This window comes from Streptococcus sp. 27098_8_51, from assembly GCF_041432205.1.
Taxonomy (GTDB): domain Bacteria; phylum Bacillota; class Bacilli; order Lactobacillales; family Streptococcaceae; genus Streptococcus.
Genome location: NZ_JAPVZE010000002.1, coordinates 136,551 through 156,511 on the forward strand (window position 1 = coordinate 136,551; position 19,961 = coordinate 156,511).

17 protein-coding genes and 1 pseudogene are annotated in these 19,961 nt (G+C 42.2%); 12 read left to right on the plus strand and 6 right to left on the minus strand.

What is annotated here, in order from left to right:
- Nucleotides 1-15 precede the first annotated feature (15 nt).
- Nucleotides 16-831: a gluconate 5-dehydrogenase gene (locus O3622_RS02710; RefSeq protein WP_033585818.1), complete on the minus strand. Its 816-nt coding sequence runs from the start codon at nt 829-831 to the stop codon at nt 16-18.
- Between the two features lie 270 nt (nt 832-1,101).
- Here O3622_RS02710 and O3622_RS02715 point away from each other — a divergent pair, with 270 nt between their 5' ends.
- Genes O3622_RS02715 through O3622_RS02750 form a run of 8 tightly spaced genes read left to right on the plus strand, consistent with a single transcriptional unit; the run spans nt 1,102 to nt 8,122 of the window.
- Nucleotides 1,102-1,536 carry a PTS sugar transporter subunit IIA gene (locus O3622_RS02715; RefSeq protein WP_084944045.1) on the plus strand — a complete coding sequence of 145 codons (435 nt, stop codon included), beginning with the start codon at nt 1,102-1,104 and terminating at the stop codon, nt 1,534-1,536.
- 11 nt (nt 1,537-1,547) lie between these two features.
- The gene (locus O3622_RS02720; protein ID WP_000592046.1) at nt 1,548-2,744 is read left to right on the plus strand and encodes a glycoside hydrolase family 88 protein; all 1,197 of its coding nucleotides are present in this window, start codon (nt 1,548-1,550) and stop codon (nt 2,742-2,744) included.
- 10 nt (nt 2,745-2,754) lie between these two features.
- A complete protein-coding gene (locus O3622_RS02725; protein ID WP_000211086.1) occupies nt 2,755-3,246 on the plus strand; it encodes a PTS system mannose/fructose/N-acetylgalactosamine-transporter subunit IIB in 492 nt (163 codons plus the stop codon).
- 14 nt (nt 3,247-3,260) lie between these two features.
- A complete protein-coding gene (locus O3622_RS02730) occupies nt 3,261-4,040 on the plus strand; it encodes a PTS mannose/fructose/sorbose/N-acetylgalactosamine transporter subunit IIC (protein ID WP_000026611.1) in 780 nt (259 codons plus the stop codon).
- Nucleotides 4,027-4,845, plus strand: coding sequence for a PTS system mannose/fructose/sorbose family transporter subunit IID (locus O3622_RS02735; RefSeq protein ID WP_000148024.1), 819 nt, complete (start codon nt 4,027-4,029; stop codon nt 4,843-4,845). The genes O3622_RS02730 and O3622_RS02735 overlap by 14 nt, the downstream gene beginning before the upstream one ends.
- A complete protein-coding gene (yajC, locus tag O3622_RS02740; protein ID WP_000381735.1) occupies nt 4,845-5,138 on the plus strand; it encodes a preprotein translocase subunit YajC in 294 nt (97 codons plus the stop codon). Before O3622_RS02735 ends, yajC begins: the two co-directional genes overlap by 1 nt.
- A 21-nt stretch (nt 5,139-5,159) precedes the next feature.
- Nucleotides 5,160-7,061, plus strand: coding sequence for an alginate lyase family protein (locus O3622_RS02745; RefSeq protein ID WP_000657072.1), 1,902 nt, complete (start codon nt 5,160-5,162; stop codon nt 7,059-7,061).
- 59 nt (nt 7,062-7,120) lie between these two features.
- The gene (locus O3622_RS02750) at nt 7,121-8,122 is read left to right on the plus strand and encodes a LacI family DNA-binding transcriptional regulator (RefSeq protein WP_000412460.1); all 1,002 of its coding nucleotides are present in this window, start codon (nt 7,121-7,123) and stop codon (nt 8,120-8,122) included.
- Between the two features lie 109 nt (nt 8,123-8,231).
- On the opposite strand, the gene O3622_RS02755 is transcribed toward O3622_RS02750, so the two are convergent.
- From O3622_RS02755 to O3622_RS02770, 4 genes and pseudogenes are all read right to left on the minus strand, one after another.
- The gene (locus O3622_RS02755; protein ID WP_371606986.1) at nt 8,232-8,771 is read right to left on the minus strand and encodes a DUF3278 domain-containing protein; all 540 of its coding nucleotides are present in this window, start codon (nt 8,769-8,771) and stop codon (nt 8,232-8,234) included.
- 12 nt (nt 8,772-8,783) lie between these two features.
- A complete protein-coding gene (locus O3622_RS02760) occupies nt 8,784-9,125 on the minus strand; it encodes a hypothetical protein (protein WP_371606987.1) in 342 nt (113 codons plus the stop codon).
- A gap of 10 nt (nt 9,126-9,135) precedes the next feature.
- Nucleotides 9,136-9,682: pseudogene (locus O3622_RS02765) on the minus strand (DUF3278 domain-containing protein).
- A 15-nt stretch (nt 9,683-9,697) separates the two neighbouring features.
- Nucleotides 9,698-9,892 (minus strand): helix-turn-helix transcriptional regulator, encoded by a 195-nt coding sequence (locus O3622_RS02770; RefSeq protein WP_001082470.1) that lies wholly within the window; start codon nt 9,890-9,892, stop codon nt 9,698-9,700.
- Nucleotides 9,893-10,054: 162 nt separating this feature from the next.
- Here O3622_RS02770 and rsmH point away from each other — a divergent pair, with 162 nt between their 5' ends.
- Genes rsmH through mraY form a run of 4 tightly spaced genes read left to right on the plus strand, consistent with a single transcriptional unit; the run spans nt 10,055 to nt 14,574 of the window.
- Entirely contained in the window at nt 10,055-11,005 is a 951-nt protein-coding gene (rsmH, locus tag O3622_RS02775; protein WP_000159388.1) for a 16S rRNA (cytosine(1402)-N(4))-methyltransferase RsmH, read from the plus strand.
- 10 nt (nt 11,006-11,015) lie between these two features.
- A complete protein-coding gene (gene ftsL / locus O3622_RS02780; RefSeq protein ID WP_000840795.1) occupies nt 11,016-11,333 on the plus strand; it encodes a cell division protein FtsL in 318 nt (105 codons plus the stop codon).
- A 3-nt stretch (nt 11,334-11,336) separates the two neighbouring features.
- Nucleotides 11,337-13,592, plus strand: coding sequence for a penicillin-binding protein PBP2X (gene pbp2X, locus O3622_RS02785; protein WP_371606988.1), 2,256 nt, complete (start codon nt 11,337-11,339; stop codon nt 13,590-13,592).
- A gap of 1 nt (nt 13,593) precedes the next feature.
- Nucleotides 13,594-14,574 (plus strand): phospho-N-acetylmuramoyl-pentapeptide-transferase, encoded by a 981-nt coding sequence (mraY, locus tag O3622_RS02790; RefSeq protein WP_084942793.1) that lies wholly within the window; start codon nt 13,594-13,596, stop codon nt 14,572-14,574.
- A 69-nt stretch (nt 14,575-14,643) separates the two neighbouring features.
- Here the strand turns inward: mraY and O3622_RS02795 are convergent, their stop codons facing one another.
- On the minus strand, nt 14,644-19,707 hold the full coding sequence (locus O3622_RS02795) for an SIALI-17 repeat-containing surface protein (protein WP_371606989.1): 5,064 nt from the start codon (nt 19,705-19,707) through the stop codon (nt 14,644-14,646).
- Between the last annotated feature and the right edge of the window lie 254 nt (nt 19,708-19,961).

Genomic DNA, 19,961 nt, shown 5'->3' on the forward strand with positions numbered 1-19,961 from the left:
ATCTTCTTTCTATTGTTACTCAGGTTGTTTTCCGATGTAGGCTAAGATACCGCCATCTACATATAGGATGTGGCCATTGACAAAATTGCTGGCATCACTAGCGAGAAAGACAGCAGGGCCCATCAAATCTTCAGGATTCCCCCAACGTGCAGCAGGTGTTTTTGCAATGATGAACTGGTCAAATGGGTGGCGAGAACCATCTTCTTGTAACTCACGAAGAGGTGCTGTTTGAGGAGTGGCAATATAACCCGGTCCAATTCCGTTACATTGGATATTGGCTCCACCGTATTCAGACGCAATGTTGCGGGTCAACATTTTCAAGCCCCCTTTAGCGGCAGCATAAGCGCTAACTGTTTCACGTCCCAGTTCGCTCATCATCGAACAAATATTGATAATCTTTCCATGCCCTTTCTTTATCATAGAAGGAATAACTGCCTTTGAAACGATAAATGGTGCGTTTAAGTCAATATCGATGACCTTACGGAAATCAGCGGCGCTCATTTCGCACATTGGAACTCGGCGGATAATACCAGCATTATTAACGAGGATGTCAATGACACCAACCTCTTGTTCGATTTGCTTGACCATGGCTTGGATACCGTTCTCGTCTGTCACGTCACAGACATACCCATAGGCTTCTATGCCAACTTCACGATAAGCTTCAATCCCTTTATTGACCAGGTCTTGATTGATATCGTTAAAGACGATAGTAGCACCCGCTTCTGCATAGGACTTGGCAATCGCAAATCCAATTCCATAAGAAGCGCCTGTAATGAGAGCAATTTTTCCTTTTAAAGAAAACTGCTCAATTGAGAATGATGTATTTGTCATTTGATACTTCCTTTCAAATTTGTTAAGACTTCTCTATAACCAAATTATATTCTAGTAAACCGGTTTTGTCAATAATTAAATGTTTATATTTCTTAAAATCTTTGTTTTCCTAAAAAACGGAAGATTTTGAAATTTCTGTCTATTATAATGGTTAAATAAACAATGAAAGCGCTAATATTTTTTTAAAAAAACTATTGACAAGATAAAAATAAAGGTTTACAATGGGAAATGTAAAGTAAACCGGTAAACTCAAACAAGGAAGGAGAAAAGATGAAAATTGTACTTGTAGGGCATGGACATTTTGCCACAGGGATTTATAGTTCTTTACAATTGATTGCAGGCGATCAAGAAAATGTGGAGGCGATTGACTTTGTGGAAGGAATGTCAGCAGATGAACTCAAGCAAAAAATCTTACTTGCAATTTCAAATGAAGAAAAAGTTTTAATCCTAAGTGATCTCTTGGGAGGGACACCATTTAAGGTTTCTTCTACTATAATGGTAGAAAATCCAACCAAAACAATGAATGTTCTCTCAGGTTTGAACTTGGCCATGTTAATGGAAGCAGTCTTTGCTAGAATGGCCCATGGATTTGATGAAGTTGCTGATAAAGCAGTGGCAGCGGCCCAAAGTGGAGTCGTAAATGGTAAAGAATTGTTTTCAACTGATGTAGAGGCAGAGGAAGAAGATTTCGAATCAGGTATTTAAAGGATTAAAGAATGATAAAAAAGATTACGATTGAAGAAATAAAATCGCCTGAGCGCTTCTTAGAAGTACCACTTCTGACGAAAGAAGAAGTCGGTCAGGCAATTGAAAAGGTTATTAGGCAGTTAGAACTCAACCTTGACTATTTCAAGGAAGATTTCCCCACACCAGCTACCTTTGATAATGTCTATCCAATTATGGATAACACAGAATGGACCAATGGTTTCTGGACGGGAGAACTGTGGTTGGCTTATGAATACAGTCAACAGGATGCATTTAAAAACATGGCACATAAAAATGTTCTTTCTTTTCTGGAGCGTGTCAATAAGAGAGTAGAGTTGGATCACCATGATCTCGGTTTCTTGTACACACCGTCTTGTATGGCTGAATATAAGATAAATGGAGATGGAGATGGAGAGGCTAGAGAAGCAGCCTTGAAAGCTGCAAATAAGTTGATTGAACGCTATCAAGAAAAAGGTGGCTTCATTCAGGCTTGGGGAGACTTGGGCAAAAAAGAACATTACCGTTTGATTATCGACTGCTTGCTCAATATTCAACTCTTGTTCTTTGCTTATCAAGAAACAGGCAATCAAAAATACTACGATATTGCAGAAAGTCATTTCTATGCTTCAGCTAATAATGTAATCCGTGATGACGCTTCGTCCTTCCACACCTTCTATTTTGATCCTGAGACAGGTCAACCCCTTAAAGGTGTAACGAGACAAGGGTATAGTGATGATTCATGCTGGGCACGTGGTCAATCATGGGGAGTCTATGGTATTCCTTTGACTTATCGTTATCTGAAAGACGAGTCCTGCTTTGACTTGTTTAAGGGTGTAACCAATTATTTCTTGAATCGTCTGCCAAAAGATCATGTTTCTTATTGGGATTTGATTTTTAATGATGGTAGTGATCAATCACGAGATTCTTCAGCAACAGCTATCGCCGTCTGTGGGATTCATGAAATGTTAAAACATCTCCCAGAGGTGGATGCTGACAAAGATATTTATAAACATGCTATGCATGCCATGCTTCGTTCCTTGATCGAACATTATGCAAATGATCAATTTACCCCTGGTGGGACAAGTCTCCTCCACGGTGTGTACTCATGGCATTCAGGTAAAGGAGTGGATGAAGGCAATATCTGGGGTGACTACTATTACCTAGAAGCGCTTATCCGTTTCTACAAAGACTGGAACCTATATTGGTAGGAGGAGAAATATGACAACGCCAAATATTATTATGACCCGTATCGATGAACGGTTGATTCACGGGCAAGGACAACTTTGGGTAAAATACTTAGGTTGTAATACGGTCATTGTCGCCAATGACGAAGTGAGCACGGACAAGATGCAACAAACTCTGATGAAAACAGTTGTGCCAGACTCAGTTGCTATGCGTTTCTTCCCTTTACAAAAGGTGATTGATATCATTCACAAGGCTAACCCTGCTCAAACAATTTTTATCGTTGTGAAGGATGTAAAAGATGCTTTAACCTTGGTAGAAGGTGGTGTCCCTATCAAAGAAATCAATATCGGGAACATTCACAATGCCCCTGGTAAAGAGCAGGTGACACGCTCTATCTTCCTAGGTGAAGAGGACAAGGTAGCTCTTAAGGAATTGAGTCAAACGCATCAAGTAACATTTAATACGAAAACAACTCCAACAGGAAACGATGGAGCTGTTGAAGTCAATATTCTGGACTATATTTAAAAGAGGAGATCGTTATGTCGATTAATGTATTTCAAGCGATTTTAATTGGATTATGGACAGCTTTCTGTTTTAGTGGAATGCTGTTAGGAATTTACACCAATAGATGTATTGTTCTGTCATTTGGTGTCGGAATTATTCTAGGTGATTTGCCTACTGCTCTTGCAATGGGAGCTATTGGTGAATTGGCTTATATGGGATTCGGTGTTGGTGCTGGAGGTACTGTTCCACCAAACCCAATCGGACCTGGTATCTTTGGTACCTTGATGGCTATCACTAGTGCTGGTAAAGTCAGTCCAGAAGCGGCTCTTGCCCTCTCTACTCCGATTGCTGTGGCGATTCAATTCTTACAAACTTTCGCTTACACTGTACGTGCTGGAGCACCTGAAACGGCGATGAAGCACTTGAAAAACCATAATTTGAAGAAATTCAAGTTTACTCTAAATGCAACAATTTGGTTGTTTGCCTTTATTGGATTTACCTTGGGTTGCTTGGGTGCCCTTTCAATGGATACCTTGTTGAAACTCGTAGACTACATTCCACCGGTATTGCTTACAGGTTTGACAGTTGCTGGTAAAATGCTCCCAGCTATCGGTTTTGCAATGATCTTGTCAGTGATGGCTAAGAAAGAGTTGATTCCGTTTGTCTTATTGGGATATGTTTGTGCAGCTTATCTAAACATCCCAACAATTGGTATTGCAATTGTAGGTACTATCTTTGCTTTGATTGAATTTTATAACAAGCCAAAAACAGCGAATCATGTGGTAGAGGAGGAAGCACACGATGACTGGATCTAACAAATTAACAAAACGTGATTATCTTAAAACGTCTTTGCGGGCATTCTTTTTACAAAATGGATTTAACTATAGTAACTATCAAGGGTTGGGATATGCCAATGTAATGTATCCTGCTTTGAAAAAACACTATGGAGCGGATCAGGAAGGTTTCTACCAAGCCTTGGAAGAAAACTGTGAATTCTATAATACCAACCCACACTTCCTGCCTTTTATTACCAGCTTGCACCTTGTAATGTTGGAAAATGGTCGCCCAGCAAAAGAAACACGTAGCATCAAGATGGCCTTGATGGGACCATTGGCAGGTATTGGGGATTCTCTCTCTCAATTTTGTTTAGCTCCATTGTTCTCAACCATCGCAGCTTCGTTTGCTCAAGAAGGCTTGGTTGTCGGTCCAATCTTGTTCTTCCTTGCGATGAATACGATTTTGACAGCTATTAAATTGTCAACTGGTCTGTATGGATACAAACTAGGAACAACTGTGATTGATAAACTAAGCGAACAGATGGCAACGATTTCTCGTATTGCCAATATTATCGGTGTAACCGTAATTGCTGGTTTGGCAGCGACATCTGTTAAGATTATGGTGCCGATTACCTTTGCTGCAGGGGAAGTAAAAGCAGACGCTAAACAAAGTATCGTAAGCATTCAGGGAATGCTTGATAAGGTTGCTCCGGCTCTTCTACCAGCCCTATTTACACTTTTAGTTTACTACTTGATCAAAGAAAAGAAATGGACAACATATAAACTCGTTATTTTAACAGTTATCATCGGAATTATCGGAAGCTGGCTTAAGATTCTAGCTTAATGGATACGACATTGTTTTATGGAATAGTGATTGTCTTGGCAGTGAGCCCCCTTTTACTGTCAAGCTTTCATTCTATTCGTCAGCAAAAGTTGCTTCGCAAACAGATGGAGCAACGACAAGAGTATTTAGCTTCTTTAACATCTGATGATGAAGTGTTGTTGTTGTCTGGAATTCATGGAAAAATCATTTCTATCAAAGATGACTTGATCTCTTTGCAGATTGCAAAAGGAGTCGTCATCTATGTAGAAAAGGAAAGTGTAATGGGAAAGACAAAAGAACTGCTTTTTAAGTAGTTCTTTTTCTGGTAAAAGATAATGAAAGAAGAAAGAAGACAATTTTTTGAAAGAGTTGACGGGGACCAATGTCGTGACTATATCTTGTCCCACTGTTCAAAAGACTATGAGAAGGTCAAGCGTTCCCTTGAACGCTTGATGGACAATCGTTTTATGTTTGATAGTCCTTGGGATATGGAACCTTGTTCAAAAATCTATCAAATCCAGCCGATGGTGTGGAATCAAGTATTTGAAGATGATCCAGAATGGGTTTATATGCTCAATCGACAAGAATATCTCTTGCAGTTTATGATAGGGTATCTGGTAGAGGGAGATAAGGGCTATATTCAAAAGTGCAAGTTCTTTCTATTTGATTGGATTGAGCAGGTGAGAGAGTTTTCTCCTCAATCTTTGATGACTAGAACCTTGGATACAGGCATTCGTTCCTTTACTTGGTTAAAACTACTCTTGCTCTTCTCGAAATTTGACTTGCTAGAAGAGGAAGAGCTAGAGAAAATTTTGGTCAGTCTAGAAAAGCAGATTGACTTTATGAAAAGCCACTATCGCGCCAAGTACACCCTTAGTAACTGGGGAATTTTACAAACAATTCCTATGCTTGCTATCTATCATTTCTTTTCAGATAAGATGGATTTAGAAGAAGTTTACCTTTTTGCTTCAGAGGAGTTGAAACAGCAAATTGAGAAGCAGATTTTAGAGGATGGAAGCCAGTTTGAACAGTCGATTCTATATCATGTAGAGGTTTATAAAGCCTTGCTAGACTTGTGTCTCTTGCTTCCAGACTTGCAAGATAGCTTTCAAGAGTTGCTGGAAAAGATGGCGACTTACATTCAGATGATGACAGGCCTGGATGGACGGACTCTGGCTTTTGGTGATAGCGATTCTACAGAAACGACAGAGATTTTGAGCCTGTCTGCTGTGGTTTTGAACAAGGAAGATCTTCTTAACGGTCTGGATGTTAAGGTTGATTTGCTTAGCCTCTTGTTCCTAGGGCGAGAAAAGGTCAAGCGACTGCAGGAATTTGAAAAGAGAGCTTGGCAGCCTAAGTCCATGATCTTTGAAGACTCTGGACATGTCTGCATTAAGGATGAACATCGTTATCTATTTTTCAAAAACGGCCCGATGGGAAGTGCCCATAGCCATAGTGACGAGAATAGTTTTTGCTTACAGTATCAAGGTCAACCGATTTTCATAGATGCTGGGCGTTATTCTTATCGGGAGATAGATGAACGTTATCTCTTAAAGAGTGCTTGGAGTCATTCGACCTGTATGGTAGATGGGAAAGCTCCAGAAAGGATTACGGGATCCTGGGAATATGAATACTATCCTCACTCCCTGTTTTGTCACCACAAAGAAAGAGAGGGAGTGCATTATATTGAGGGGGCTTATTTGTCAGTAGATCCTGATTTGCCTTATCTTTACAGGAGAAAAATCCTCATGTTGGCAGAGGATGTCTGGCTCTTGGTAGATGATATCAGGTGTCAAGGTCAGCATGAGGCGTTGACCCAGTTTATTCTTGACAAGGATGTGACCTATCAAGATGGGAAAATCAATCAGTTGAGACTATGGAGTGAAGTTGATTTTGATTTAGAAGCTACCATTATTTCTCCTAAATACAATGAACTTGAAAAAAGCAGCAAACTCACCAAGCGCCAATTCTTTGAGAATCAGATGCTGGATTATACCATCATTGCGCATGAGAGTTTTGAAATCATCCTTCATTCTGTCTACCAGACAGATGGTCGTGAAGTGGAAAATGCTCTGGCTTTTGAAGTGAAAAATGACGAAACAGACAAGCTGATTTTGTTATTAAGCGAGGACATTTGTGTAGGTGAAAAATTATGCCTCGTTGACGGAACAAAAATGCGTGGGAAATGTCTAGTATATGATAAAATAAATGAGAGAATGATTCGCTTGCAGTGCTAGAAATAGGCATTTTGAATGGTGAATATGTTATACTAAGTATTAGTAGGAGGTGTTTTAGATTGGAGAAGAAACTGACCATAAAAGACATTGCAGAAATGGCTCAGACCTCGAAAACAACCGTGTCATTTTACCTAAACGGGAAATATGAAAAAATGTCCCGAGAGACACGTGAAAAGATTGAAAAAGTTATTCATGAAACAAATTACAAACCGAGCATTGTTGCGCGTAGCTTAAACTCCAAACGAACAAAATTAATTGGTGTTTTGATCGGTGATATTACCAACAGTTTCTCAAACCAAATTGTTAAGGGAATTGAGGATATCGCCAGCCAGAATGGCTACCAGGTAATGATAGGAAATAGTAATTACAGCCAAGAGAGTGAGGACCGGTATATTGAAAGCATGCTTCTCTTGGGAGTAGACGGCTTTATTATTCAGCCGACCTCTAATTTCCGAAAATATTCTCGTATCATCGATGAGAAAAAGAAGAAAATGGTCTTTTTTGATAGTCAGCTCTATGAACACCGGACTAGCTGGGTCAAAACCAATAACTATGATGCCGTTTATGACATGACCCAGTCCTGTATCGAAAAAGGTTATGAGCATTTTCTTTTGATTACAGCGGATACGAGTCGCTTGAGTACTCGGATTGAGCGGGCAAGTGGTTTTGTGGATGCTTTGACAGATGCTAATATGCGCCACGCCAGTCTAACCATTGAAGATAAGCATACGAATTTGGAACAAATTAAGGAATTTTTACAAAAAGAAATCAATCCCGATGAAAAAACTCTGGTATTTGTTCCTAACTGTTGGGCCCTACCTCTAGTCTTTACCGTTATCAAAGAGTTGAACTATAACTTGCCACAAGTTGGGTTGATTGGTTTTGACAATACGGAGTGGACTTGCTTTTCTTCTCCAAGTGTTTCGACGCTGGTTCAGCCCGCCTTTGAAGAAGGACAACAGGCTACAAAGATTTTGATTGACCAGATTGAAGGCCGCAATCAAGAAGAAAGGCAACAAGTCTTGGATTGTAGTGTGAGTTGGAAAGAGTCTACTTTCTAAGATGAAAGGGAAATGACTTGTGACCTCTGTTAAGAAATAAAAGAATCCCACCTAGAACGAACTAGGTGGGATTCTTTGCCTATAAATTAAAAAATTAGCGAATCTTGGTCTATTTTTTAACGTGTTCCGATAAAAAGGCATAGGTCATGCTTCCAAAGATGGCACCAATTCCCAAACCCAAGACTAGTAAAGGGAGCATTTTATCGAAATGGAAGAGGTCATCCCAAAAGGTATCGAGTGGAAGATGCTGAACAAAGAGTTTGTGAAAGGCTGATAAGACAAACAAGCTAATTGGAATGCTGATGAATACACCCCAACTACGAAGGTTGATTTGGCTTTTGCTGTAGCTTTTGTGATGGATTTCGGACTGGTCATCCTTGTCTAAATGTAAGTCGCGAACTGCTAGTCTCGCCCTAGATGAGAGGACGAAGATAAGTCCAAAATAGAGGTAGGGCATGGCATCTCGAACCAACTCTATGAAGTGTCCAAATAGGAGATAGAACAAGAAGAGTAGGAGGGAGGAGTAAACGATTTGGATCAAGGCACGGGCACAAGCCTTGTAAATCATCTCTTGACGGCATTCATCAAAAGGCCCTTGTATGTGAAAGAATAGTTTGAGTAAGCGAGTGGTGAATTCTTCTTTTTTCATGGGAGTAACCTTCTAAATGAGCGATTTTTGATTGACTTCTTTAAAGAGTTGATAGAGAGTATAGAAGTAAACCAAACTCGAAATGATACAGATTATTAGAAATACCAGGTATCTCCAATCCATAGGATTTGTTAAAAGTTGTGGAAAGGATACGAGGATAAAACAGAGAGATGCGTTTAGAAGACGTATTTTTTTTGATTGGATTTTCTGGAATCTCTGTCCCTTGTTCAATACAGGAAGGAATAAAAGAAAGATAATCAAGAAAGGATGCTCAATATGTCCAGAAAGTAGGAAAAAGGTAATAAAGATACTGATAAAAACATGACTGATCAGTAGTCTAGCTAGTGATTTCATAAGGCACCTCCTAGTCGTCTTCTTGGTCTTTCTTGGCCTTTTGAATGCGAAGAGAGACGATAATTTGTATGGTAAATCCGAAGAAGAGGGTAGCTAGGATAGTTGATACAAAATGCCCTGTATTTAAAAGAGAACCAAGATAATCCTTGCTATCATCTGTGAGAGTATTAAGAAATGGTATTCCAAAGAACATGCCCATGCCATAGATCAGACCGGCTTTTAGACCAGGAAAATGCAGTTGTTTACTTTCTTTCTTTCTTACTTAACATTTCGGGATCAATAGCTGTGATGCCCGTTTTCTTGGTTTGAGAGACCACATAGAGGGCAGCCATCATCGAAATGCCAAACACCACGAGAGGATAGCCGATAGCGACAATTTGCGGGTATTTATAGGCAAGAACGAGCGGGATAAGATTGCCAAATGTCATCAGATAAAAGAGGACAATAAAGACCTGATTCCCGATACGATCGGCCTCGTGCCGTTTGTGTTCGTCAAGGGGACCAGAAATACCGTATATGCGTTTAATGAGTTTTTCAGTGAGAGTTTCTTTTTTCATTTGTTTGCTCCTTTTCTAAAAATCGTCTTCCCAAAAGAGACTGTTAAGGTCAGTTTGGAGGCTGCGGGCGAGATTGAGACAGAGTTCCAGGGTTGGATTGTACTTGTCGTTTTCAATCATGTTGATGGTCTGTCTCGAGACACCGATATCTTTGGCGAGCTCGAGCTGAGAAATGCCCAATTCCTTGCGGAATTCTTTCACACGATTCATAGGATCTCCTTTCTGATATGTCGTATATATTTGACTACATTATATTCTTTTGGAGATGAGATGTCAAGTATATATGACATATTTTTGAGAATTATTTTCGAAGAAACTTAGTCTTGTCTGACAAGTGCAAGCTGGTCAGATTTGTGGTAAAATAGATAAGATATGACAAAAGAATTTCATCATGTAACGGTCTTGCTTCATGAAACGATTGATATGCTTGACGTAAAACCTGACGGTATCTACGTTGATGCGACTTTGGGCGGAGCAGGCCATAGCGAATATTTATTAAGTAAATTGAGCGAAAAAGGGCATCTCTATGCCTTTGACCAGGACCAGAATGCTATTGACAATGCGCAAAAACGGTTGGCACCCTATATCGAAAAGGGGATGGTAACCTTTATCAAGGATAACTTCCGTCATTTGCAGGCACGTTTGCAGGAGGCTGGTGTCCAGGAAATTGATGGAATTTGTTATGACTTGGGAGTGTCCAGTCCTCAGCTGGATCAGCGTGAACGTGGTTTTTCTTATAAAAAGGATGCGCCACTGGATATGCGGATGAATCAGGAAGCTAGTCTGACGGCCTATGAGGTGGTCAATCATTATGACTATCATGACTTGGTTCGGATCTTTTTCAAGTATGGTGAGGATAAGTTTTCTAAACAGATAGCTCGTAAGATTGAGCAAGCGCGTGAGGTGAAACCCATTGAGACAACGACGGAGTTGGCAGAGATTATCAAGTCGGCCAAGCCTGCCAAGGAGCTCAAGAAAAAGGGACACCCTGCCAAGCAGATTTTTCAGGCTATCCGAATCGAAGTCAATGATGAGCTGGGCGCTGCAGATGAATCTATCCAGCAGGCCATGGACATGCTGGCTCTGGATGGTAGAATCTCGGTCATTACCTTCCATTCGCTGGAAGACCGCTTGACCAAGCAATTATTCAAGGAAGCTTCAACAGTGGAAGTTCCCAAAGGCTTGCCCTTCATTCCAGATGACCTTAAGCCCAAGATGGAATTGGTATCCCGTAAGCCAATCTTGCCAAGTGCTGAAGAGCTAGAAGCCAACAATCGTTCGCATTCAGCCAAGTTGCGCGTGGCTAGAAAAATTCACAAGTAAGAGGAAAAACATGGCAGAAAGAATCGAAAAAACAAGCCAGTTATTGCAAACGAAGTTCAAAGGTTTTTCACGTGTGGAAAAGGCCTTCTATGTTTCGATTGCTGCAACAATGATTATCCTGGCAATTAGCGTTGTGTTTATGCAGACCAAGCTATTACAAGTTCAGAATGAATTGACCAAGGTCAATGCTCAAATCGAAGAAAAGAAAACCGAGCTAGATGATGCCAAGCAAGAGGTCAATGAATTGATTCGTTCAGAACGTTTGAAAGAGATTGCAAACTCTAAAGATTTGCAGCTGAATAACGAAAATATCCGAGCAGCGGAGTAAGAAATGAAACAGTGGAAAGAAAAAATCATCCGTTATGCCGTTCGTAACCGTAAATCTCCAGAAGAAAATCGCCGAAGAGTAGGGAAAAGCCTGAGTTTATTGGCTGTCATACTCTTCGCTGTCTTTTTGGTGAACTTTGCGGTTATTATCGGAACGGGTAAAAAATTTGGTAAGGATTTGGTTCAAGAGGCCAAAAAGGTTCACCAAACAACCAAGACGATTCCAGCCAAGCGGGGGACCATCTACGATCGTAATGGAACGCCTATTGCTGAGGATGCAACTTCTTATAATATCTATGCTGTTATTGACAAGACCTACAAGTCAGCAACAGGCAAAATTCTCTATGTAGAAGATTCTCAATTTAATAAGGTAGCTGAAATTTTCCATAAATACCTCGATATGGAGGAGTCTTATGTCAAGGAACAACTTTCTCAGCCAGATCTAAAACAGGTGTCTTTTGGTACCAAGGGAAATGGGATCACCTATGCCAATATGATGGCTATTAAAAATGACCTTAAAACAGCTGGCGTTGAGGGAGTTGACTTTACAACTAGCCCTAACCGCAGTTATCCCAATGGACAGTTTGCTTCTTCCTTTATCGGTTTAGCGCAACTCCATGAAAATGAGGATGGGACCAAACGTTTGATTGGGACATCTGGATTGGAGAGTTCTTTAAATAACATTCTGGCGGGTACAGATGGGATCATCACCTATGAGAAAGATCGTCTGGGAAATATTGTTCCGGGTACAGATCAAGCTTCTCAACAAACAGTAGATGGAAAGGATGTCTACACAACCCTTTCTAGTCCCTTGCAATCCTTTATGGAAACCCAGATGGATGCCTTTCAGGAAAAGGTAAAAGGCAAGTATATGACGGCTACCTTGGTCAGCGCTAAAACAGGGGAAATCCTGGCTACAACTCAACGGCCGACCTTCAATGCCGATACCAAGGATGGCATCACAAAAGACTTTGTCTGGCGTGATATCCTCTATCAAAGTAACTATGAGCCAGGATCGACCATGAAGGTGATGATGTTGGCCTCAGCCATTGATAACAATACCTTCCCTGGTGGCGAATACTTTAACAGTAGCGAATTGAAAATAGCAGATGCGACCATTCGAGACTGGGACGTCAATGAAGGATTGACCAGTGGTGGCACCATGACCTTCTCTCAAGGATTTGCCCACTCAAGTAATATCGGGATGACCTTGCTTGAGCAAAAGATGGGGGATACAACTTGGCTGGACTACCTTAACCGCTTTAAGTTTGGGGTGCCGACCCGTTTTGGTCTGGCAGATGAGTACACAGGTCAATTGCCTGCTGATAACATTGTCAATATCGCCATGAGTTCATTTGGACAAGGGATCTCTGTTACCCAGACCCAGATGCTTCGTGCTTTTACAGCTATTGCCAACGATGGGGTTATGTTGGAACCGAAATTTATCAGTGCCCTCTATGATCCAAATGACCAGTCTGTCCGTAAGTCTCAAAAGGAAATTGTCGGAAATCCTGTGTCAAAAGCAGCAGCGTCCTCTACTCGGGAGCACATGGTCATGGTCGGAACAGATCCTGTCTACGGTACCATGTACAACCATAGCACAGGAAAACCAAATGTCAATGTTCCGGGGCAAAATGTTGCTCTGAAATCCGGGACTGCTCAGATTGCCGATGAGAAGAATGGGGGCTACCTGACAGGTGAAACCAACTATATCTTCTCTGTTGTGTCGATGCATCCTGCAGAAAATCCTGACTTTATCCTCTATGTGACGGTGCAACAGCCAGAGCATTATTCAGGTGTTCAGCTTGGGGAGTTTGCCAACCCAATCCTTGAGCGAGCTTCTGCTATGAAAGAATCCCTCAATCTTCAGTCAACTGCCAAGAGCTTAGATCAGGTCAGCAAGACGACAAGCTATGCCATGCCAGCTACCAAGGACTTTACTCCGGGTGACCTAGCAGAAGAATTGCGTCGTAACCTTGTCCAACCAATCGTTATCGGAACAGGAACCAAGATCAAGGAACTCTCGGTTTCTGAAGGAGATAATTTGGAAGCCAATCAGCAGATCTTGATCCTGTCAGATAAGGTCGAAGAAATGCCTGATATGTACGGCTGGACAGATGAAAATGTGCAAACATTTGCCAAATGGCTGAATATAGAAGTCGAGTGGGAAGGTAGTGGCAAAACGGTCAAGAAACAAAGTGTCCGTGCCAATACAGCCCTCAAAGACATTAAAAAAATGAAAATAACTTTAGGAGATTAAGATGATTAGTTCCATTAGTGCTGGAGTTCTATCCTTTCTATTGACCTTGATAGGTATTCCAGCATTTATCCGATTTTATCGAAAAGCACAGATAACGGGACAGCAGATGCACGAGGATGTCAAACAACACCAAGCTAAAGCTGGGACTCCAACCATGGGAGGTCTTGTCTTCCTTATTGTTGCAGTTGTTGTGAGCTTCCTTGTCGCTCTCTTTACCCAACAATTGACCAACAATGTAGGCATGATCTTGTTTATCTTGGTTTTGTATGGTTTGGTAGGTTTTTTGGATGATTTCCTCAAGGTCTTTCGTAAAATCAACGAAGGTTTAAATCCCAAGCAAAAACTTGCTCTCCAGCTCCTTGGAGGAGTGATTTTCTACCTCTTTTATGAGCGTGGTGGCGACATGCTTTCAGTCTTTGGCTACCAAGTACATCTGGGTATTTTCTATATTTTCTTTGCCCTTTTCTGGCTAGTTGGCTTTTCAAATGCGGTGAATTTGACGGACGGGATCGACGGCTTAGCAAGTATTTCAGTGGTGATTAGCTTATCGGCCTACGGTGTGATTGCTTATATGCAAAATCAACTGGATATCCTTCTTGTGATTCTTGCCATGATTGGTGGTTTGCTAGGTTTCTTCGTCTTTAACCACAAGCCTGCCAAGGTCTTCATGGGAGACGTTGGAAGCTTGGCTCTAGGTGGGATGCTGGCAGCAATCTCTATGGCCCTCCACCAAGAATGGACCCTTTTACTAATTGGGATTATCTATGTCTTTGAGACAAGCTCTGTTATGATGCAGGTTACCTACTTCAAACTTAGTGGTGGAAAGCGTATTTTCCGTATGACACCTGTCCATCACCATTTTGAGCTTGGAGGATTCTCAGGCAAGGGCAATCCTTGGAGCGAGTGGAAGGTTGACTTCTTCTTTTGGGGAGTTGGGCTTCTAGCAAGTCTCTTGACTTTAGCCTTTTTATACCTACTGTAAAACTAACTTTTGATGACAAAATAAAACAGGATGAAGGTGATTTTCATCCTGTTTTTGTTTGCTTAAAGGTTAGTTTGAGTCATCCTTTCTTCCTTTTAACATAAAAGTGGCTGTAAGGGCTAGGCTGAGTCCTGCTAAGAAGAGGAGTGGGTTGGACGCTTCTCCTGTTGCTGGAAGTTCTTCTTTAGGAGAATGATTTCCAGTTTTCGCAGGGCTCGGACTAGCTGAAAACTGTTCAGCCTCGTGTGCCAAGGTTTCTGTATCTGAAGTACTTGGTTTTTCCTCTGTGTTAGAGCTTGTTCCAGTAGCTTGATAGACGACAGCATAGGTACTGAAATGATTAGTGATGAATTCTACCTTTCCGTCTCGAACGGTGAAATCAAGGGCTTGCAACTCCTTAGTTGGAGTGATGTAGTAGATGTTTTCTACGCTAGCTGAAACAGGCAAGCGAACCAAGACAGCGCCTTTTGGCTGTACACTATGATCGGTTGGATTTTTAAGTTGTAGGTCATAAGCGTCATAGGTCTTGCCAAAGAGTTCTTGAGCTAGGACACGTCGGCTAGAAACGTGAGAAATTCCTTCTAAGTCGCTGGCTCCACCGATGATTTCTACTCCAGTCTCCTTATCTTTTAAGACTCGAACTGGATAGTCAGGAAGGCTAAGGCTTGGAGCAGCCTGATCCCCACTAGTTCCGATAGGCTTAGTGTATTCAGGTTTTTCAACAGTAGGCGCTTCCTCTTGACCTGCTGTTCCGATCGGTTCGGTGTATTCAGGCATTTCTACAGTAGGAGACTCTTCTTGCCCCGCCGTTCCGATAGGTTCGGTGTATTCAGGCATTTCTACAGTGGGTGGCACTTCTTGCCCTGCAGTCCCGATAGGCCCAGTGTATTCAGCTTTTTCAACAGTAGGAGCTGGTTCGTCCCCCTTGCTTGTAGTTGGTCGCTTCTCATCGACTTTCTTTTCATCCTTTTTAGTAAAGACGGTTACGATAGGGTTGCTTGTGGTAGTACCTTGAATGGTATAAGCTTCAATGGCATTTCCAGCTTTGCGATTGGTTTCTTCAGGGATTGGGATTTGAACTTGATTGTCTTGGATTGATAGGATAGTCTGATCTCCACTTGTAACTAGATGTGTTTCATCCACCTTACGCAAAACTAGAGGATCTTTGACACCTGGGAAGGTCACTGCGATGGCTTCCCAATCTCCAGCTGGTAGGCTTAAGGAAATGGTTTTGTCATTTTCCTTAAGGGGCGCGATACTTGGGCTATCTAAACCAACAGCTGGAGCTTTGATGATATCAAAGGAGTCTAGAGAGATTTTCTTGCGACCTTCTGGCGAATCTGGGTCAACTTGTAACGTCAGGGTGTGCGGACCGTCAGTAAGATTTGTAAATTCGCCAATAAAAGCTCTCTTTTCAGTTGCACCTGAAGTGTAGAAGTCTAGACTTGGCATTTCTTTGCCATCTAGTGTCACACGCGCTCGTCCAAGGGCAAGGCTCTTCAAACCATAGATACGAATTCCCGTTCCTGTAAAGGAAATGGTTGCCTGAGCTTCTGAAGCAGTATTTGGGTCGCTGTTGTTAATATCAGCGTATTTTTCCGTGCCTCCGTAGAGTTCAGGGTCAGACCAGTCCTTAAACTGGGAAGCATACTGGATACGCGAATCACGATCATCCATTTTTTCAATCGTGTTGCCTGTTCCTGATAGGATCTTGAAGTAGTCTAATGAAATTTTCGAGCGCTCACTACCACGTCCTTTGTGCTCACGTTTAACACTAAGAGTCAATGTGTGAGGTCCGTCAGATAATCCTGCGAAGCGACCGATGAGACTACCTTTTTCAGTTGCCCCAGCAGTATGGAAATCAAGTTCGCCGACCTCTTTGCCATCAATTTTAGCAGTGGCAAGACCTAGTTCAGACGATTTCAGTCCATAGATTTCGATACCAACACCAGTGAAAGGAATGGTGGCAGTGAGGTCTTCGTCTGTGTAGTCTCCTTTTGAAAGGTCAGCAAATTTCTCTGTTCCTCCAAATAATTCTGAGTCTGCCCAGTTTCCAAAGGCAGCTCCGTACTGGATGCGGCTATCTCGGTCGTCCATCAACTCGCTATAGGTTTCGACAGTGGCCTGTTCAGACACTTGTGTGGAAAGCTCGCCCAGCATAGCCTTTACAGTATAAGTATAGGCATGTTGAGGATTGAGTGATCGGTCGATAAAGTTAGTTTGATTGGTTACAAATTCTCTAGTTGCAGAGGTTTGGCCAGACGCGTCTTTCACTTGTCTTTGGATGACATAGTGGGTAGCACCTTCTACTTGGTTGAAGGTGAGTTCGGCAGTGACTCCATTTTGTCGAACGGCTGTCAGACTGGTTACACGACCAGGGAAATGTTCAAAGGTAATGACATCCCCCTTTTGTGTTGCCAGTTGGATGCGATTATCTTTAAGCACAGTTGCCGTGACTGGTTTGCCATTGACCTTGATTTGGCTAGCTTCGATATTTGGATAGTCTACAACTAGGTCTCCACCGACATTTGAAAGGAAGGACAAGCTTTGCAGGTTTTTATCTTTCCATTTCATGCTGACTTCAAAGTTACCACGGGCAATCAAACCAGAAACTTGACCGTCTTTCCAAGCATCTGGAAGGGCTGGCAATGGCGCAATATAGCCAGTATGAGATTGGAGGAGCATTTCTGCCATCCCACTAGTTGCCCCAAAGTTTCCGTCGATTTGGAATGGTGCGTGGGTATCCCAAAGGTTTTCTAGGGTTGAGTACTTGAGCTGTTCAGCGAGTAGACGATGGGCACGGTTACCGTCTAAGAGACGGGCCCAAAGGTTGATTTTATTAGCCTTAGACCAACCAGTACCACCATCTCCACGGTGGTTTAAAGTAGCACGCGCAGCCTCTAGGTATTCAGCCTGGTCCTTGCTAAAGAGCGTACCAGGGAAGAGCCCAACTAGATGGGAAACGTGGCGGTGGTGATTTTCAATCCCTTCATTGGTGAATTGGGGACTGTCCTCCTCATACCATTCCTTGATACGTCCTTCTTTATTGATATGAAGGGGTTTTAGTTTGTCAAATTTAGCCTTAACCTCTGTGACTAAGTCTTGGTCGACTTTCAGATGGTTGGCAACTTCCATGTAGTCGTGGAATAGCTGCCAGACTAGCGATTGGTCAAAGGTATTTCCGATGGTAATGGTCCCGTGTTCTGGTGAGTAGGATGGAGAAGACACCCAACGGTCGCTGGCCTTGTCATAGTGCAAGAAGGAGTTCCAGAACTTAGCGGTTTCCTTGAGCATTGGATAAATCTTTTCTTTGAGATAAGTCTCATCCTTGGTAAATTTATAATAGTCATAGACATTCTGCATCATCCAAGCGTTAGCAGCCGGAGACCAACCCCAATAGTAATTCCAGCCTGGAGTAGTCCAGCCAAATGGTGTCGCCTGAGTGTGGACCAGCCAACCATTTTCTTGTCCGTCTTTGGATTCGATACCTGCGTATTCCTTGGCAGCGATACGGCCATAATAGCGCATGTCATCAATGTAATTGATCATTGGCTTGGCAGTTTCAGCAAGGTTGCTCATGTAAGCTGGCCAATAGTTCATTTGCAAATTGACATTGAGGTGGTAGTCAGCGTTCCAAGGTGGATTGTCTACAGCGTTCCAGACTCCTTGGAGGTTGGCAGGAAGAGCATCTGTCCGATCACGAGACGAACTGATGAGTAGATATCGGCCATATTGGAAGAAGAGTTCTTCCAATTTTTGCCCTTTTTCTGGGTTATAGCCTTGAAGGGCCTCTTTTGTCGTTTGAGTAGTCTTGGTTCCGCCTAGATTTAGTTTAACGCGGTTAAAGAGACTTTGATAGTCCTTGATATGGGCCTTTTTAAGTGTCTCGTAGTCTTTGGCCTTAGCTACTTCGACAATCCCTTTAACTGTTTTTTCGAGGTCAATGTCTTTTCGATAGTTGTTTTTTGGATTCTGAGCAAAGTTGGTCTTGGCACTGAGATAGAGGGTCGCATAACTTGCGCCTGTAACGGTCAGAGTTTCGTCCTGAACAGTCACCTTTCCGTCCGTTTTAATTCCTAGATAGGATGCAAATTGGAGGCCGTTATCTTTGACAGTTCCCTTTAGAAGGATTCCGTTTGCATCTGTAGTGACATGACCATTCTTATAGTTGGAATATTCCCAAGAGTAGTTGCCATTAGCAAGCAAGTCTTCTGTCAAGCTGTTCCAAAGGGTAAAGTCAAGTGTCTTGTTTCCTTTTTTGGTCAAGTGGGTTACAGTGACATCATCAGGATAACTGGAGAAGGTTTCGCGTTTGAAGGTCGTCCCATCTTGGGTGTAAGAAGTGGTCGTAGTGGCTTCGGTGATGTCTAGATTACGATGATAATCAGTTACAGTATCTAGTCCTTTCTTCTGGTTATTAAAGACCATGAAGATATCTCCAAAGGCTAGGTAACGTCCATACTGGGCGTTGTTTGGTCCAACTAGATTTTGTTCAGCTAGCTGTTTTGCTTTTTGGCGGTCACCAGCTTCGAGGGCTTTACGTATCTCTGCTAAGACCTTGTAGCGGTCCTTGTAGTTTCCACCGTTATAGTCGGTGCTATCAGGTTGTGGTCCTCCTGACCAGAGGGTCTTTTCGTTGTACTGGATTCTCTCTTCGCCAATGAGTCCGAAAACCTTGGCTCCCATCTCTCCATTTCCGACAGGAAGGGCTTGTTTTTCCCATCCATCATAGGAGGGAGCTGTTGGTTGATCGTAGTTGAGTTGATAGTTTTCTTGCTTTGTCACAGGCTGATCTGCTTTTTCAGGTTCCTTATTTTCTTTAGCTTCTACAATGGCTTCTTCACTAGCTTGACTATTTGTCGTCTGAGTCTCGTTAGCTGGCTTGCTTTCGGAAACTACTGGGCTCTCGGCTAGAGACGGTTTTGTAGTTTCAGTAGCTTCAGCAGCTTTGGGTTCACTATCAGGCTTAGTGATAGCTTCGACAGAGGTTGGTTCAGTTTGCTTGACCTCAACACTGTCTGCAGCTACAGTATGGTTGACTAGAAAAACAGCCCCCAGTAAAACAGAAGCAGTCCCAACCGTCAGCTTGCGGATGCTATAGCGACAGGATTTGTCCCAAAAGTGTTTTTTCATAAAACCCTCCTTTGTTTGTTCGAAACCGCTTACATTTTATGAAGCAGTTTCGTTTATTTTGTTTCTATTTATCTCCTTACCTCCCATTCTAATGGTCGCTTAGCATTTGTCAAGAGGTTTTTGGTGAAAAACATATTTGAGATTGCTTTTTCTTAAAAAAGTAGAAGAAAGAGAGGAAAGGGTGGAATTATTCGTAATTTTATAGTTCATTCTGATTGTAAGACTGACTTAGAATTAGCTTAACCCCCTCCCTG